This window comes from Chromobacterium violaceum ATCC 12472, assembly GCF_000007705.1.
Classification (GTDB): domain Bacteria; phylum Pseudomonadota; class Gammaproteobacteria; order Burkholderiales; family Chromobacteriaceae; genus Chromobacterium; species Chromobacterium violaceum.
Window position 1 is genome coordinate 2,394,497 of the sequence record NC_005085.1, and the last position, 16,485, is coordinate 2,410,981.

The following is a 16,485-nucleotide window of genomic DNA, read 5'->3' on the forward strand; positions in this document are numbered from 1 at the left end:
AGCGGAGGCGGAAATGGGCATGTTCGACGATTGGCGCAAGCGGGTAGAGGATGATCTCGTCGGCGCGCAGCAAGCGCTGGAGCAGAAGCAGCAGTTGTTGGAGCGGCTGAAGCAGGTGCACCAGCAGGCGCTGGACCTGATAGACAGCGGCTCCACCGTGCCGATAGACATTCCCTGGGAGTTCGCCCATGGCTTGTCCATCCTGGAAGGCGTGGTGGATGGCAGGCATCTGCCGTCCACCGAGGCGGAGCTGCCCACGCGGGTGATGGATGACGGCACCTTGCTGGGCTGTCGAAAATGGGAACTGCTGGACCCGCAGTGGGGCGAGGCGCTGGTGGAGTGGTTCGAGCATCTGCTGAATCGGGCGCCCTGGGCGGCCAGCCCCAACCATGTGGCCATGCCCGACAAAGTCAGCCTCAATATCGCCGGCGACTGGGGAAGCGGCGACTACATCGCCGCCAAGGTGGCGAAGGCGATGGAAGCGAAGCCCGCCGACTATACGGTGCATCTGGGCGATGTTTACTATGCGGGCTCCGCCCCGGACGAGCTGCGCGACTTCGCCGCCTGGCCGGCTGGAGCGCACGGCCAGTTCACGTTGAACTCCAATCACGAGATGTACAACGGCGCCTTCGGCTATTTCAAGGAGCTGGGTTTGCGCTTTCCCCTGCAGCAGGGCACCAGCTACTTCAGCCTGTACAACCACAATTGGCTGATTCTGGGGTTGGATACCGCTTACTGGTCGGAGAAGTTCAATCTCTACATGGACGGCGCGCTGGGCGACGCGCAGACCGCGTGGCTGAAAACGGTGACAGCCGGCTGGCAGGGCAAGATTATGCTGCTGTCCCACCACCAGGGCTACGCCATGGACGGCTCGGCCACGACGCCGTTGTACCAGGAGGTGGTGGCCGCGCTGGGGCGGGAACCGGACTACTGGTATTGGGGGCATTTGCACAACGTCATCTGCTACCGGCAGCAGGGCAAGCTGCTGGCCCGCTGCGTCGGCCATGGCGCGATTCCGTACGGACCCGCCAAAGTGTTGGACGGCAAGCCGCAGGTGGCATGGGCGGAAACGCGGTCCGCAGACGACAGCCAGTACCCGGAGCGGGTATTGAACGGCTTTGTCAGGCTGGAGCTGAACGGCGAGGCGTTGACGGAGATTTTCTACGACGAGAATGGCTACCAGAGGTGGCCCGAGCCTTAGCCGGCGAGCGGGTCAGCCGGGCTCGCTGACGGCGCGGCTGCCCTCTATCTCCAGCACCACGGTATGCGCCAGCGTTTTCAGATGCCTTTTCTCCTCTCCGGCCAGGCGCTTGGGCTTGGGGTCGATCAGGCACAGCGTGCCGATGGTGTGGCCGGACGACAGCTTCAACGGCGCGCCGGCGTAGAAACGGATATTGGGATCGCCAAGCACCATCGGATTGTCACTGAAGCGGTTGTCGTTGCTGGCGTCCGGTATTTCCAAGATGTCGTCGCCGAGAATGGCATGTGCGCAGAAGCTGATGTCGCGCGGCGTTTCGCTCGCGTCCAGCCCGCAGCGGGATTTGAACCACAGGCGGTCGCTGTCCACCAGGCTGATCAGCGCGATCTTGACTGCGAAGCGGGAGCGGCAGTAGGCGGTGATCGCGTCGTAGCGTTCTTCCGGATCGGTATCCAGGATCAGCAACTCTTGCAGCACCCGGACGCGTTCTGCCTCGTTGGTGGGAATGCCGGGGGATTGCATGATGACCTCGCGGTGTGGGGGGTGATGTGAGTATAGGCGGCGATGCGGGCAGTAATGCCATTGCGCGATGCCATTGCAATGTTAATAGCATAAATAATACTAAGCGAGATTAGAACTTGCCGGCATTTCATGCGTCTGTGATTTTGTTAGGGCATTTGCTCTAGCATTGCGATTTTTCCAACGACAAAGGAGATGCAGATGAACGATCCAATCCAAAGCGCGGATATCGAGCTGGATGCCTGGTTCCAGGAAGAAACCTTCGCCGAAGCGGTGGAAATGATGCAGGACAAGGCCGTCGTGCCGTTCGGCACCGCATTGTGGCCGGTCTGATAGGCATCAGCCGAATCCGTGTCTGACGACGGGGCCCTGGCGGCCCCGTTTTTTAGAGCCGCCGACAAAAAACGGATCCTGGACTGCGCCTCCCTGCGTCGAACGATTGGCACGGCCCGCGGCGCTTTGGACCAGAGGCTCCGCGAGTTTTTGTCAGCGGACCTTGGGAGAAAGCTGAATGCGCATCACCACCGAAGAGCGGGCGCGAAGCGTCCGCAATATGTACGCCTGCCTGGCGCTGCATCCGGCGGCCAGGGACAAGGCGGCCTCGGGAGAGCCCATCCGCCTGTTGCTGGGATTCGACGCGTTTCACGGCGAGGTCGCCGCGGACATCGCCGAGGGTGCCGGGGAGAGCATGGCCGCGGACATCCGCCTGGCAGAGTTGGAGTGCGAGAGCGCGGACGCGCTGACCGCCGCCATCGAACAATGCGATGTCTTCATTTTCCTGTACCGCTCGTCCACGTTGCCGTCTGTCGATCCGCGCGGCCCGGCCTTCCTGCTGCCGATCAAGCACGCGATGCAGTCCCATTGGAAGAAATCCATCTTGTTCAAGGACTACGGGGCCTATTTCTACGAGGCGTTCTCCGAGCCGCGGGCGCGGATGGCGGAGCGCAATCGCCGCCTGATCGCGCTGGCGGAGCAAGCCGGATACGTGGCGTTCGAGCAGGAGGGCGGCGGATGGCTCCGCGGCTCGATCCGGCCCGATCAATCCTGGACCTCGATAGACGGCGACGGCAATGTCGACCTCGTTCCTGGAGAGATCGCCACCTCCCTTCCCGATCTGAAGGGCGAGGTGCGTTTCAGCGGCGCCTTTCTCAGCACGATACCGTTCGCCGCCAAGTACGGCGTGGTCCGCGATTTCGCGACGCTGCGCATCCGCGATGGCCGGGTGGCGGACTTCAGTTGCGGCGACGCGCGCTTCTCGGCGGATTTCGACAAGTATCTGAGCGCCAACCCCGGCAACGCCGCTGTGGCGGAGTTCGGCATCGGCACCAACTGCGGGGTGAAGGGACTGTACGGACTCAACGCCGGCTTCGAGGAGCGCCACCCAGGACTGCATCTGGGCCTGGGCGGCGGCGAGCTGGGCAGCCATCACTTGGACCTGATCTTTTCCGGCGGCCGGCTGCGCTTCGGCGACAAGGTCTTCTTCGACGGCGGCTTTTCGATTTAGCTGAATACCGCGGTGAAGTCGTCGGGGATGTTCAGCCGGTATTCCCCATCCACCAGGACGAAATAGCAGTTCAGCTGGTTCGCGGCCTGGTTGGCGTCGGTGTCCAGCACGTCGCCGGGGACTTGTATGGTGTCGAAGACGATCACGCCGGAATTGACGGTCTGGCCCGCCGGCACATCGAAGGCGTTTCCGGGCGCGTCGGGCACGACGCGGATGGTGACGGCGGTGTTGTTGGTAAGAGGGCAGTTGTTCAGCGCGAGCGACATGGCGGTCTCCAGAGCGGGGCCGTCGCGGAATGCGCCGGCTCGCTCCATGGACGCTGGCTGAGGCCGGATGCGAAGCCTCGCGCGGCGCTTGCTCAGCCCGGGTCCAGCCGGCACGCCTTGCCGGTGCCGGCGAAGCCGCCGTACAGCTTCATCTGGTCCGGCGTTTTGCGGGAAATGTAAAAACTGTCCGGCAGCGATTTTCCCGCCAGCGGCTTGGGCCAGGTCAGCAGGCCTTTCTCGTCCATATATCCCTTGAAGCGCTCACCGCCGCGGAATACTTCCACCGTCTGGGTGCGGCGGTCGAAGCTGAACCGAATCTGGTCTTCGCAGTGGTAGCTGGCCTGGATGCGTTGCGGCGGCTGGCAGCCGCCGAGCGCGGCCAGCAGCAGGCAGGCCGCGGACAGGCGGAAGGGGGTGGACATGGCTTGAAGCTTTCTGCTGGTGGAACCGGGGGCACACTATACCACGCGCGGGCCAGCCGCCCGGCCCAGGTGCCGCGGCGTTATCGTTTGCGCCGTCGAATTTTCCCTGTCGAAACGACGATATTGATTTAGGGTATTTACTTTATTTTTACAGTAAACCATCTGGAAACATCGAGGCTTTGACCATTATCTTGCGGGTTCCAGTCGGACAATCGGCAGCAGGAATATAAAAACACGCCGATTGCATACCTTCGCTTACAAAGGAGAACCCATGGAGGAGTTGGTCAACGCCATCAACGGCGTGGTCTGGAGTCCGGCGCTGATTTACCTGTGCCTGGGCGTGGGCCTGTATTTTTCGCTGCGCACCCGTTTTCTGCAACTGAGGCATTTCCAGGAAATGCTGCGCCTGATGTTCAACCGCCAGAGCAGCAGTGCCGGCGTGTCGTCGTTCCAGGCGCTGGCGATGACGCTGGCGGGGAGGGTGGGCACCGGCAATATCGCCGGCGTGGCCACCGCCATCACCTTCGGCGGGCCGGGCGCGATGTTCTGGATGTGGCTGGTGGCCTTTCTCGGCGCCAGCTCCGCTTTTGTCGAATCGACGCTGGGCCAGGTGTACAAGGAGAAGATAGACGGCCAGCGACGTCCCCCCGGTATTGAGTAGCACGTGACTTTAGAGTCCAATCAACCACACACGGAGATTGGATATGAAGAAACGATTCACCGAAGAACAGATCATCGGCTTCCTGCGCGAAGCCGACGCGGGAATGCCCATTGCCGAACTGTGCCGCAAGCACGCCTTCTCGGAAGCCAGCTATTACCTCTGGCGCAACAAATTCGGCGGAATGAATGTCTCGGAGGCCAAGCGTCTCAAGGAGCTGGAGACAGAGAATGCGCGCCTGAAAAAACTCTTGGCCGAGACCATGCTCGAGAACGAGATTGCCAAAGAAGCCCTGAGAAAAAAGTGGTGAGCGCACCGTCACGGCGGGAGCTGGTGCGCCATCTGGTGGGCAAAGGGCTCAGCGAGCGCAAATCGCTGCGCCTGGCCGGCATGAGTCCCAGTTCATTCCGCTATCAGCCCGCCACCGATCGCAATGCCGTCTTGAAAGCGAAGATCATCGCGCTTGCGCAACGGCACCGACGCTACGGCGCCGGCATGATCTATTTGAAACTGCGGCAGAGCGGCATGGTGGTCAATCACAAGCGGGTGGATCGGCTCTATGCTGAGGCCGGTCTGCAAATTCGCCGGCGCAAGCGCAAGAAAATCCCTGTGGCCGACCGTCACCCACTGGCCCGTCCTTTGGCCGCCAATCAGGTCTGGTCGATGGACTTTGTGTTCGACCGAACGGCAGAGGGGCGGGTCATCAAAAATCTGACGGTAGTCGATGATGCCACGCATGAGGCAGTCGCCATTGTTCCGGAACGTGCGATGGGAGGTCTGCATCTGACCCGCGTCCTCGACCAGCTGGCGCAGACACGTGGCTTGCCCAAAGCCATCCGGACCGATAACGGCAAGGAATTCTGCAGCCGAGCGATGTTGACCTGGGCACACGCTCGTGGGGTGCAGCTCTTTCTGATCGAGCCAGGCAAGCCGAATCAGAACGCTTACATCGAATCATTTAACGGGCGCTTCCGGGATGAGTGCCTGAACGAACACTGGTTCACCAGCCTGCGCCATGCCCAGGTCGTCATCGAAGCCTGGCGTAGGGAATACAACAACGAAAGGCCCAAGAAAGCACTGGGTGGTTTGACGCCAGCTGCCTATGCCGAATCACTTGCAGAGAAATCAGGTCAATTAAGCCCGGACTCTAAAGCTCTCTGCTACTGAAAGTGGGGGGACGTCGCCAGTACCGCGGCGGGCCGGCCTTCTACATCGAGAAGGGGCTGGGCATGAAGTGGTATGCCTGGCTGTTCGCGCTGACCACGGTGGTGGCCACCGGCGTGCTGCTGCCGGGCATCCAGGCCAACTCCATCGCCAACTCGATGCAGTCGGCCTTCGGCATCGCGCCCACGGTGACGGCCGCCGTGCTGGCCATCATGCTGGGCTTCATCATCTTCGGCGGCGTCAAGCGCATCGCGGTGTTCGCCGGCGCGGTGGTGCCCTTCATGGCGCTGGGCTACATCATCGTCGCCTGCGTGGTGATCGCGCTCAATATCGAGCAGCTGCCGGGCGTGGTGGCGCTGATCTTCAAGAGCGCCTTCGGTCTGGAGGCGGGCATGGGCGCGGTGCTGGGCTTCGCCATCCAGTGGGGCGTGAAGCGCGGCATCTATTCCAACGAGGCCGGCCAGGGCACCGGCCCGCACGCGTCCAGCGCCGCGGCGGTCAGCCATCCGGCCAAGCAGGGCCTGGTGCAGGCGTTCTCGGTCTACATCGACACCCTGTTCGTCTGCTCCGCCACCGCCTTCATGCTGCTGATCACCGGCCAGTACAACGTGCAGGGGCCGGACGGCGCGGCGCTGTACACCGGCATCGCCGGCGTGGCGGCGGGGCCGGGCTATGTGCAGACCGCGATGGAGAGCATCATGCCTGGCTTCGGCTCGGTGTTCGTCGCGCTGGCGCTGTTCTTCTTCGCCTTCACCACCATCATCGCCTACTACTACATCGCCGAGACCAATGTCGCCTTCATCAACCGCAAGGCGCGGCGGCCGTGGCTGGTGTTCGCGCTGAAGGTGGGCCTGATGGCGGCCACCGTCTACGGCACGGTCAAGACCGCCGACCTGGCCTGGGGCCTGGGCGATATCGGCGTCGGCCTGATGGCCTGGCTGAACATCGTCGCCATCATCCTGATGCAGAAGCCGGCGCTGGCCTGCCTGCGCGACTACGAGGCGCAGAAGGCGCAGGGCCTGGATCCGGTATTCCATCCGGAGAAGCTGGGCATCGTCAACGCCGCCTACTGGGCCGGCCGCCGCGCCGAGAGCAATCTGGACGCCGAGCGGGATGATCCGCCGCCAGGCGGCAAGCCGGAGCCGGCCAAGGCCGGTTGATTGACGCGACGCCCGCTCACGCGGGCGTTTTTGCGTCGTCCCGGCATTCGGGCATGGGGTTTGCTTTTATTTCCCGCAGACCCATTCCGCGAATGAGAGCATGGACCCGTCCGTCCCCTTGAGGCTGTGGTTGGTCAACGACACCGACCGCCCGATGCGGCAGCTGCGCGAGGCCTTCGCCAGCGCCGGCTACCGGGCCATCGCCCAGGCGGACGGCGCGGCCGAGCTGCTGCGCCTGGCGGAGTCGCAGCGGCCGGACGTCATCATCGTCGATACCGAATCGCCGACGCGCGACACGCTGGAGCAATTGGCGCTGATGGACCGCGCCGCGCCGCGGCCGGTGGTGATGTTCGCCGGGCACGGCGGATTGCCCGCCATCCAGGCCGCGGTGCGCGCCGGGGTCACCGCCTACATCGTCGATCACGTTTCCGCGGAGCGGCTGGCGCCCATCATCGACATGGCCAGGGTCAAGTTCGAAGAGGACGCCAGGCTGAAGCGCAAGCTGGCCGAGATGGAGCAGCGGCTGGCGGATCGCAAGCTGATCGAGCGGGCCAAGGGCATCCTGATGCGGCGGCGCCAGCTGGACGAAGAGGAGGCCTACGCGCTGCTGCGCCGCCAGGCGATGAAATCCGGCCTGTGCCTCGCCGAGCTGTCCCGCCAACTGATTCACGCCAGCGAGCTGCTGGATTGAAAGGCCGCGATGAAAACCGACATCCATGCTGAAGACAGCCGCCTGGCGCAGATTCGCGTCGGCTTCCTGCCGCTGACCGACTGCGCGCCGATTGCCGTCGCCTGCAAGCTGGGGCTGGACCGAATGTACGGCCTGGCGCTGCAGCCGCTGCGGCAGCCGTCCTGGACGGCATTGCGAGACCGCCTGCTGGCCGGGCAGCTGGATGCCGCCCACGCCTTGTACGGCCTGGCCTGCGGCGTGCAGCTGGGCCTGGGCGGACCGCAGTGCGACATGGCGCTGCTGATGACGCTGAACCGCAACGGCCAGGGCATCAGCCTGAGCCCCTCATTGGCGGCGCAGTGGCGCGACGGCGCCGGCCTGGCGGAGATCGCCCGCCGCCTGGGCCGGCCGCTGCGGCTGGCGCACACCTTTCCCACCGGCACCCATGCGATGGCAAGGCGCGCCGACGCAGCCAGTACTGGAGTACGACAAGTCGGCGCAACGCCGCATCAGGAATTTTGTTAGCCGCTCTAAAACGCGGGCAAGCGCCAAGGTAGGTGATTGCCACTAGGGACAACGGCGTCCTCTCCTGTTTTGATGACGGGAGGGGGCGCCGTTTTGTTTTGACGATCTGCATGCAAACCATATGCATGCCGGGAGCGATCATGGACCGTACCTTCTGGCAGGCCGGGCACCGGCCGACGCTGGTTTCCGCCTTTCTGTACTTCGATCTGAGCTTCATGGCCTGGTATCTGCTGGGACCGCTGCAGGTGCCCATCGCCGCCGCGCTGCAGCTTTCCACCCAGCAGCGCGGCCTGATGGTGGCCACGCCCATCCTGGCCGGCGCGCTGCTGCGCCCGCTGATGGGCATGCTGGTGGACCGCATCGGCGCCAAGCGCGCCGGGCTGCTCGGCCAGATCGTCGTCATCGCCGCGTTGCTCGGCGCCTGGCTCGCTAATCTGTCCAGCTTGGGCGGCATGCTGGCCTTGGGCGCGCTGCTGGGCGTGGCCGGGGCCTCGTTCGCCGCCGCCTTGCCGCTGGCTTCGCGCTGGTATCCGCCGCGGCACCAGGGCACGGCGCTGGGCATCGCCGGGGCGGGCAATTCCGGCACCGTGCTGGCGGCGCTGTTCGCGCCGGCGCTGGCCGCGGCCTTCGGCTGGCGCAATGTGTTCGGCCTGGCCTGCCTGCCCTTGCTGCTGGTGCTGGCGATCTACGCGGTCTGGGCCAGGGAGGCGCCGGCCGCGGCGGGGCCCAAGCGCCTGTCCGACTACCTCTCCGTGCTGAAGGAGAAGGACGCCTGGTGGTTCATGTTCTTCTACTCGATGACCTTCGGCGGTTTTGCCGGCTTCGCCGGCGCCTTGCCCGGCTATTTCCATGACCAGTTCGGCTTCGACGCCAAAGCCGCCGGCCTCTACACCGCCGCCTGCGTGTTCGCCGGCTCGGTGATGCGGCCCTTGGGCGGCATGCTGGCCGACCGCATGGGTGGAACCCGCTCGCTGCTGGCGGTCTATCTGGCATGCGCGCTGTTGATGGCCGCCGCCGCGCTGAACGCCGGCGGCGCTGGCGCGGCGCTGGCCCTGTTCGTGCTGGCCATGCTGTGCCTGGGCGCCGGCAACGGCGCGGTGTTCCAGCTGGTGCCGCAGCGCTTCGGCCGGGAGCTGGGCGTGATGACCGGCCTGGTGGGCATGGCCGGCGGCATCGGCGGCTTCCTGCTGGCGGCCGGGCTGGGCGCGGTCAAGCAGGCCAGCGGCGATTACGCGCCGGGCTTGTGGCTGTTCGCGGGCCTCTGCCTGCTGGCCTGGCTCAGCCTGGCGGGCGTGCAGCGGCATTGGCGCGACAACTGGGCGGTGGCGGCCGCCCGCGTGTGAGGGGACAGGCATGGACATGGCCGCGCGGTGGCTTGCCCGCTACACGGCTGGAACATAGACCTGGCCAGCGGCGAGGCGCAGGCGCCGGACAGCGGCTGCGCGAGGCGCTTCCCCCCGCGGCTGGAAGGCGGCGCGGTGTGGCTGGCGCTGTAGTGGGGAGGGTGGATCGATGGACAAGACGGAAACCCGCACCACCTGCTGCTATTGCGGCGTGGGCTGCGGCGTGCTGATCTCGAGCGAGAATGGCCGCATCGTCGGCGTGCGCGGCGACCCGGACCACCCGGCCAATTACGGCCGGCTGTGCGGCAAGGGCCTGAGCCTGGCGGCCAGCGCCGCCAGCGACAGCGGCCGCGCACTGCATCCCGAGATGCGGATGGCCAGGGACGTGCCGCGCCTGCGGGTGGGCTGGGACCAGGCGCTGGACGCGGCGGCCGACCGCTTCGCCGACATCATCCGCCGCCACGGCCCCGACGCGGTGGCCTTCTACGCGTCGGGCCAACTGCTGACCGAGGACTACTACCTGTTCAACAAGCTGGCCAAGGGCGTGGCCGGCACCAACAATATCGACACCAATTCCCGGCTGTGCATGTCCAGCGCCGTCACCGCCTACAAGATGGCCTTCGGCGCCGACGGCCCGCCCGCCTGTTACGAAGACCTGGAATCCGCCGGCTGCGTGTTGTTCGCCGGCAGCAATATGGCCTACGCCCACCCGGTGCTGTTCCGCCGGCTGGAGGACGCCAGGCGGGATTGGTCCGACGCGCGCTGGATCGTGGTCGACCCGCGCCGCACCGACACCGCGGCGATGGCCGATCTGCACCTGCAGATCCAGCCCGGCACCGACGTGGCGCTGTTCCACGGCATGCTGCACCACCTGATCTGGGAAGGGCTGACCGACGCCGGCTACATCGCCGCCCATACCGAGGGCTTCGACGCGCTCAAGCGCATGGTCCGCGACTACACGCCCAAGATGGCGGCGGAGATCTGCGGCGTGCGCGCCGAGGACATCGCCACCGCGGCGGAGTGGTTCGGCCGCAGTCCGGCCAGCCTGTCGCTGTACTGCATGGGCCTGAACCAGTCCAGCCAGGGCACGGCCAAGAATCTGGCGCTGATCAATCTGCACCTGGCGACCGGGCAGATCGGCCGGCCCGGCTCCGGGCCGTTCTCGCTGACCGGCCAGCCCAACGCGATGGGCGGGCGCGAGGTGGGCGGCATGGCCACCATGCTGGCCGCTCACCGGGACATCGCCAATCCCGATCACCGGCGCGAGGTGGCCGCGCATTGGGGCGTGCCGGAGGCGCGGCTGTCTTCGCGCCCCGGCCTGCCGGCGGTGGCGATGTTCGAGGCGCTGGCGCGGGGCGAGATCAAGGCGGTATGGATAGTCTGCACCAACCCGGCCCACTCGCTGCCTGACTTGGCGCTGGCGCGGCAGGCGCTGAGCCGCGCCGAGCTGGTGGTGGTGCAGGACGCTTTCGCCGCCACCGACACCACCGCTTTCGCCGACATCCTGCTGCCGGCGGCCAGCTGGGGCGAGAAGGAGGGCACGGTCACCAATTCCGAGCGCCGCGTCAGCCGGGTGAGGGCGGCCGTGCCGCCGCCGGGCGAGGCCAGGCCGGACGGCTGGATCGCCGCTGAATTCGGCCGGCGGCTGGCGGCGCGGCTGCATCCGGGCGAGGCCGATCACTTCGCTTACGCCGACGCCGGGCAAGTGTTCGATGAGCACCGCGCGCTGACCGTGGGCCGCGACTTGGACATGGGCGGCCTGGATTACCGCCTGCTGGAGGAAAAAGGGCCGCAGCAATGGCCGTTGCCTGCCGGCCAGGCCGAGGGCCAGGCCCGGCGCTATGTGGACGGCGTGTTCGCCACCGACAACGGCAAGGCCCGCTTCCACGCGATCGACTACCAGCCGCCGGTCGACAAGATCTCCGCCCATTATCCGTTCCGGCTGATCACCGGCCGCCTGCGCGACCAGTGGCACGGCATGAGCCGCACCGGCCGCGTGCCCGGCCTGTTTTCCCATAGCCCGGAACCGGAGCTCTGCATGCACCCGGAGGATGCCGAGCGGCGGAACCTGTGCGATGGCGACCTGGTGCGCGTCGCCAGCAAGCGCGGGCAGTGGGTGTTGCCGCTGAAAACCGATGGCGACCTGATGCGCGGCTGCGTGTTCGCCGCCATGCACTGGAGCCGGCAATTCCTCAGCAGCGGCGGCTGCAACGAGGCGACCATCCCGGCGGTGGACGGCTTGTCCTTTCAGCCTGAGCTCAAGCACGCGGCGGTGAGGGTGGAGAAGGCCGAGCTGCCGTGGCGCGCGCTGGCCGCGCTGCGCCATCCGGATTTGCCGGCCTTGCAGGCCAGGCTGGCCCCGCTGCTGGGGGATATGGATTACGCGGCGATGGCCTTGGCCGGCAGGGACACGCTGCTGCTGCGCGCGGCCGGCGCCTCGCCCCGGCTGGATTGGCTGATGCGCGTGCTGGACGCGTTGGCGTTGTTCCCCGGGCCGGACGTGCTGGAGTACCGCGACGACGGCCGCGGCGCGCTCAAGCGCGTGGCCTGGGACGGCGACCGTTTGGCGTGGCTGGTTTTCGCCGGCGGCGCCCAGGATGACCGCGACGCCGGCGAGCGGCTGCTGCAAAGTCTGCTGGATGGCGAGCCATGGCGGGGGCCGCGGCTCGCCGCGTTTTCGCCGGCCGCGGCCGGCGCCGCCAGGCGGGACCGCATCGTGTGCCAGTGCAAGCAGGTGGGCGAGGCCGCCATCCTCGCCAGGCTGGCGCAGGGTGGGGGCGTGGCGGAATTGCAGGCCGAGCTGGGTTGCGGCATGGTTTGCGGCACCTGCGCGCCGGAGCTGGCTCGGATGGCGTCCGGCTACCGGCAGCATGCCTGAGGAGAGGGGAATGGAAAATGCGCGAAACATGGGCCGGGCGGGCCTGCTGGCGCGGGGCCGGGCGATCCGGGAGGGCGTTGCCAGTTTACGCCGCAGGATGCCATCCCGAGACTGATGCGCCGCTACGCGCTGCCGCGATCGCTTGAGGCGGGAGAGGATAAAAACAAGGCTGCCGGAGGGCAGCCTTGCTGGTTTCAGGCCAAAGACGGAAGGCCGATCAGTTGAAGCGGTAGTCCACCGTCACGCCGACCGTGCGCGGGGCACCGACTACGCCCAGATTGTTGCTGCGGGACGCGATCTGGGAATACAGCACACCGCGGTTGGTCAGGTTGTTGACGTAGGCGCGCACCCCCCAGCGGGCATCCTCGTAGCCTGTGTTCAGGTTGACCACGGTGTAGTCGCCGGCTTTCAGGTTAGGATCGTTGGTGATTTCCGAATAATAGGACCCGACGCGGTTCAGGCTGCCGCCAACATAGAAGTTATGCGGCAGGCGCTGTTTGAAGCCTAGATTGATGGTCGTGTGCGGCGCATAGTTGAACTGGTTGCCTAGAATGCCGGGGTGGGCTGCATCGGTTGCGGTCACCTTGGTGTTGAGCAAACCAAGACCGGCGCTGATCGTCAGCATTGATGTCACCCGGGCCTTACCCTCCAGCTCTAGACCGTAGCTTTCGCCCTTGGGGATATTGGTAAAGCGAGAGCTGCCGTTCGTCTGCTGCATCGCCTGGTAGCCAGTGTATTGGTTGAAGAAGGCATTGGCGTTGAGGCTGACCCGGTTGTCCAAGAAGGTCGAGCGGCTGCTCAGTTCATAGGCTGTGACCTCTTCCTTGTTGTAGGTGTAGTACACATAGTTGTCGTCAAGACCAGAGCCTCCGGCGTTGTAGCCCTTACGAGCTGTCAGCCCCAGCGTGGTGTCCTGACTGTAGCGATAGCTTAAGCCTGCCTTGGGCAGGAACAAAGTTTCGCCCATATTGTAGTTCGCCTGGCTTTGCCCCCCGACGTCCGGGTTAAACGCGGTGTTGCGGCGCTGCATTTCACGTTCGATGCGGCCGCCCAGATTTAAACTCCATTTGTCGCTGAGTGCCAAGGTGGTTTCGCCGTAGAGCGCCTCTGTCTTGAGACGATCCTTGGCCAATAGGTTGGGGAACCGGAAAGTGTGCAGGTTTTGGTCACGATCGTAGTAGTAGACACCCATCATCCCGCTAAGCCAGCCGTTCTGCGGCGCATAGGCCAACCGTGCCTCGACGGTATTGCTTTTCTCGTCCAAACGCATGTTCAGGGGAGGAGTGTCGGTATCCTTGAATGTGCTGACGTTGTCCGAATGACCTAGCAGCAGGTGGGCGGTCCAGGCATCGTTGAACTGGTATTGCAGATCGGTGCTAACAGTGTTATTGAACGAATCCTGATAGCGTGCCTGGGTGGATAAGCGATGGTATTGGTAGTCGAAGTAGTTGCCATCGACATAGTTCAGGTACTCGCCTCTGTCCTTGCGATGGGACACGGTCAGCTTGGCGGTGAGGCCTGGCAGCGCGCTGGGCTTCCACAGCAATTTGCCGCGGTAGCTGCTGTGATTGATCTGAGATCCATCCCAAGGCATTTGGCCCGGGTAGTCGATGAAACCGTGTCCGTTCAGACCTTCCGCGGTCAGGCGGAAGGCCAGTTCGTCGGTGATCGGGCCGGAGATCATGCCAGCCAGCGTCACTTTTCCATCCCTGTTCTCATAACCGGCGCGCAGCGCGCCCTCCCAGTCGAAGGTCGGGTCCTTGGTGTTGACCACGATGGCGCCGGCCATGGTGTTGCGGCCTTGGGTGGTGGACTGCGGGCCGCGCAGCACTTCAATCTGCTCCACGTCCCATGGGCTGGCGTCGACGTAGCGCTGGCCGTTCCAGCTTTCCGACATGCCGTCCACCGTGGTGCTGACGCGCGGGCGGGAGCCGGAGACCAGCGTGTTGTAGCCGGTGCCGGGACCGGTGCCTTCCACGCCGCGGATATTGACGATGCCGGCGCCGTTGAGCGAGGCGTTGGGCGTTGCGGCCGCCGCGTCATAGACCGATTTGATCTCGCCAGTGTCGGCGTCGCGCAGCACCGTAACTGCGGTGGTGGTGTCTTTCAGCGAACGGTTAATCTTCTCGCCGGTGACGGTCACGGTGGGCAGAGCGGTGTCTTGCTGGTCGGCCAGCGCGGACTGGGACAGCGTGACGCCGCCCAGGCAGGCCAGGGCCAGCAGGGTGGCGTGAGCCAGGGCATCGTGTTTGCGGTGCGGGATTTTTTTCATCGTTTCATATTCCTCATTGTGATTGTTGTCAGAGTGACCGGAAGCAGTTCGGCGGCGTCGTCTGGCTGGCGAGGAATCGTTGGCTAATGCGGCGTACTGAACATGTCGGGCTGTGCTGACCCGAGTGATCGTTGCGATCAATCGATGCGAATGATAATATTTATCATTATCAATATGCAATCAAAAAGCGGAGCGCGGAGCCTAAACCTGGCCCGGACGGTTCCGCAGCCTGGATCGTTGGAGAGAATTGTGGAATCAAATCAGTTGGCTGTAGCGAGTGCGGCCTGGCTGCAACACCCGGAGGCGGGTGAGCCGCAATGGTGGGACCGGCTGGCCGCCGCGGGCGCGCCGCTGCGCGAGCGGCTGCCGGATGGACGCGTGCGCGTGACCTTCCTGTGGCGCGATCCGGCGGGCGGGCCCGCCGCTTCGGCCACGGTCCGCGTGTACGCCGATGTGAACTCCGTCACCGATCATCACAGTTCGCAGCCGCAGTCGCTGTCCCGCCTGGGCGATACCGATGTCTGGTGGTGGCAGGCCGTGCTGCCTGCCGACTGGCGCGGCAGCTACGCCTATATCCCGGTGTCGGCCGGGCAGACGCCGCCCGCGCCGAACGCAGACGTCCGCGAGAGCCGGCTGCGCCATCGCGAGTGGTGGCTAAGCATCATGGGACAGGCCATCTCCGATCCGCTCAACCCCGCCGCCGGCTACCGCAGCAGCTGGGGCGCGGCGCTGTCGCCGCTGCATCTGCCCGACGCGCCGGACCAGTCCGCCTGGGCGGCATGGGACCAGGCCGGGCAGGGGGCGGATCCGCGCCGCTTGGCCGAGATCTGCTGGGACAGCGCCATGCTGGGCAAGGCGCGCCGGGTCTGGATTTACCACACCGGCTCCGTGCCGGCCGGACAATGGGCGGAGCGGCCGCTGGCCATCCTGTTGGATGGCCAGCACTGGGCGCAGCGCCTGCCAGTGTTTTCCGCGCTGGACGAAGACACCCGCCGCGGCCGCTTGCCGCCCGCGGTATATCTGTTGGTGGACAGCATCGACGGCCGCAACCGTGAGGAGGACCTGCCCTGCAATGCCGATTTCTGGCTGGCATTGCAGGCGGAACTGCTGCCGCAGGCGGCCTTGATCGCCCCGTTCAGCGACCGCGCCGACCGCACCGTGGTGGCAGGGCAGAGCTATGGCGGCCTGGCGGCGATGTTCGCCGGCTTGCAGTGGCCGGAGCGCTTCGGCTGCGTGCTCAGCCAGTCCGGCTCGTTCTGGTGGCCGCATGTGGAGTTGCATGAAAGGGCGCGCGCGGCGAGCGCCCGCCGCCTGCCGGGCAGCAAGGGGCGCCTGACCGAGCGGCTGGAGGCGGGCGAGATGCCGCCCGGACGGCTGCGCGTGTACCAGGAGGTGGGCAGCCGCGAAGAGGTGATGGTGGATGTCAACGACAGCCACCGCGCGGCGCTGGAACGCGCGGGGCACGACGTGCATTACCGGGTGTTCGAGGGCGGGCACGACTGGCTGTGCTGGCGCGGCGGTTTGTTGCAGGGGCTGGGCTGTCTGTGGCGGCCTTGGGTCGCCCCCTAAAAACAAACCAGAATCGTCCGAAGGCGGGCCAGGCCCGCCTGCAGGCCGGCTCGCCTTGCTGGAGTGTTCGCCATGAGCGCGGAGCAAACCAATCCTTTCGATGACGAAAGCCTTTCCTTTCTCGTCCTGGTAAACCGCCAGGACCAGCACAGCCTGTGGCCGTCGCAGTTGCCGACGCCGGCGGGTTGGCGCGCGGTGTTCGGGCCCGATGGCCGCGCCGCGTGCGTTTCCTATCTCGACGCCAACTGGACCGATATCCGGCCGCGCGCGCTGCGCAGCGGCTGAAGCCGCCGCTTCATCATTTTCTTCATCGTCCCGCCCACGCCGCAGGCCTGGG

General features: G+C 65.6%; 16 protein-coding genes and 1 pseudogene. 13 read left to right on the plus strand and 4 right to left on the minus strand.

Annotation, left to right across the window (positions count from 1 at the left end; translation table 11 throughout):
- The first annotated feature begins 19 nt into the window (after positions 1 to 19).
- Positions 20 to 1,201 (plus strand): metallophosphoesterase family protein, encoded by a 1,182-nt coding sequence (locus tag CV_RS10875; RefSeq protein WP_115610123.1) that lies wholly within the window; start codon positions 20 to 22, stop codon positions 1,199 to 1,201.
- Positions 1,202 to 1,213: 12 nt separating this feature from the next.
- Here CV_RS10875 and CV_RS10880 read toward each other — a convergent pair whose 3' ends face one another.
- Positions 1,214 to 1,720 carry a GAF domain-containing protein gene (locus CV_RS10880; protein WP_011135769.1) on the minus strand — a complete coding sequence of 169 codons (507 nt, stop codon included), beginning with the start codon at positions 1,718 to 1,720 and terminating at the stop codon, positions 1,214 to 1,216.
- 198 nt (positions 1,721 to 1,918) lie between these two features.
- On the opposite strand from CV_RS10880, the gene CV_RS24250 reads away from it, so the two are divergent.
- Together CV_RS24250 and CV_RS10890 are read left to right on the plus strand one after the other, a co-directional pair.
- A complete protein-coding gene (locus CV_RS24250) occupies positions 1,919 to 2,050 on the plus strand; it encodes a hypothetical protein (RefSeq protein ID WP_254894279.1) in 132 nt (43 codons plus the stop codon).
- Positions 2,051 to 2,228: 178 nt separating this feature from the next.
- Positions 2,229 to 3,221 carry a hypothetical protein gene (locus tag CV_RS10890; protein WP_043596057.1) on the plus strand — a complete coding sequence of 331 codons (993 nt, stop codon included), beginning with the start codon at positions 2,229 to 2,231 and terminating at the stop codon, positions 3,219 to 3,221.
- On the opposite strand, the gene CV_RS10895 is transcribed toward CV_RS10890, so the two are convergent.
- Both CV_RS10895 and CV_RS10900 read right to left on the minus strand, forming a co-directional pair.
- Positions 3,218 to 3,487, minus strand: a complete 270-nt coding sequence (locus CV_RS10895; protein ID WP_115610124.1) for a hypothetical protein — start codon at positions 3,485 to 3,487, stop codon at positions 3,218 to 3,220. The two genes, CV_RS10890 and CV_RS10895, sit on opposite strands and share 4 nt — an antisense overlap.
- Positions 3,488 to 3,579: 92 nt before the next feature.
- Complete coding sequence (locus tag CV_RS10900) at positions 3,580 to 3,909, minus strand: hypothetical protein (protein ID WP_043596062.1); 330 nt, start codon at positions 3,907 to 3,909, stop codon at positions 3,580 to 3,582.
- A gap of 271 nt (positions 3,910 to 4,180) precedes the next feature.
- Here CV_RS10900 and CV_RS10905 point away from each other — a divergent pair.
- The 8 genes and pseudogenes from CV_RS10905 to CV_RS10945 all read left to right on the plus strand — a co-directional run.
- A pseudogene (locus tag CV_RS10905) lies at positions 4,181 to 4,552 on the plus strand (alanine:cation symporter family protein); the annotation flags it as partial.
- Positions 4,553 to 4,613: 61 nt separating this feature from the next.
- A protein-coding gene (locus CV_RS10915; RefSeq protein ID WP_115610257.1) for an IS3 family transposase occupies positions 4,614 to 5,734 on the plus strand; the annotation gives its coding sequence in 2 pieces (ribosomal slippage) (positions 4,614 to 4,872 and positions 4,872 to 5,734; 1,122 coding nt in all).
- Between the two features lie 2 nt (positions 5,735 to 5,736).
- The gene (locus tag CV_RS10920) at positions 5,737 to 6,891 is read left to right on the plus strand and encodes an alanine/glycine:cation symporter family protein (protein ID WP_080508982.1); all 1,155 of its coding nucleotides are present in this window, start codon (positions 5,737 to 5,739) and stop codon (positions 6,889 to 6,891) included.
- Between the two features lie 100 nt (positions 6,892 to 6,991).
- Positions 6,992 to 7,582: an ANTAR domain-containing response regulator gene (locus CV_RS10925; protein WP_011135773.1), complete on the plus strand. Its 591-nt coding sequence runs from the start codon at positions 6,992 to 6,994 to the stop codon at positions 7,580 to 7,582.
- A 9-nt stretch (positions 7,583 to 7,591) separates the two neighbouring features.
- Positions 7,592 to 8,086 (plus strand): ABC transporter substrate-binding protein, encoded by a 495-nt coding sequence (locus CV_RS10930; protein WP_011135774.1) that lies wholly within the window; start codon positions 7,592 to 7,594, stop codon positions 8,084 to 8,086.
- A gap of 140 nt (positions 8,087 to 8,226) precedes the next feature.
- Positions 8,227 to 9,429 carry a nitrate/nitrite transporter gene (locus CV_RS10935; protein ID WP_011135775.1) on the plus strand — a complete coding sequence of 401 codons (1,203 nt, stop codon included), beginning with the start codon at positions 8,227 to 8,229 and terminating at the stop codon, positions 9,427 to 9,429.
- Positions 9,430 to 9,456: 27 nt separating this feature from the next.
- Positions 9,457 to 9,582, plus strand: coding sequence for a hypothetical protein (locus CV_RS24255; RefSeq protein ID WP_256595642.1), 126 nt, complete (start codon positions 9,457 to 9,459; stop codon positions 9,580 to 9,582).
- A gap of 16 nt (positions 9,583 to 9,598) precedes the next feature.
- On the plus strand, positions 9,599 to 12,307 hold the full coding sequence (locus CV_RS10945) for a nitrate reductase (protein ID WP_011135776.1): 2,709 nt from the start codon (positions 9,599 to 9,601) through the stop codon (positions 12,305 to 12,307).
- A gap of 217 nt (positions 12,308 to 12,524) precedes the next feature.
- On the opposite strand, the gene CV_RS10950 is transcribed toward CV_RS10945, so the two are convergent.
- Positions 12,525 to 14,579: a TonB-dependent receptor gene (locus CV_RS10950; protein ID WP_011135777.1), complete on the minus strand. Its 2,055-nt coding sequence runs from the start codon at positions 14,577 to 14,579 to the stop codon at positions 12,525 to 12,527.
- A gap of 264 nt (positions 14,580 to 14,843) precedes the next feature.
- On the opposite strand from CV_RS10950, the gene fes reads away from it, so the two are divergent.
- A complete protein-coding gene (gene fes / locus CV_RS10955; RefSeq protein ID WP_011135778.1) occupies positions 14,844 to 16,148 on the plus strand; it encodes an enterochelin esterase in 1,305 nt (434 codons plus the stop codon).
- A 72-nt stretch (positions 16,149 to 16,220) separates the two neighbouring features.
- Positions 16,221 to 16,433 (plus strand): MbtH family protein, encoded by a 213-nt coding sequence (locus CV_RS10960; RefSeq protein WP_011135779.1) that lies wholly within the window; start codon positions 16,221 to 16,223, stop codon positions 16,431 to 16,433.
- Positions 16,434 to 16,485: the final 52 nt, after the last annotated feature.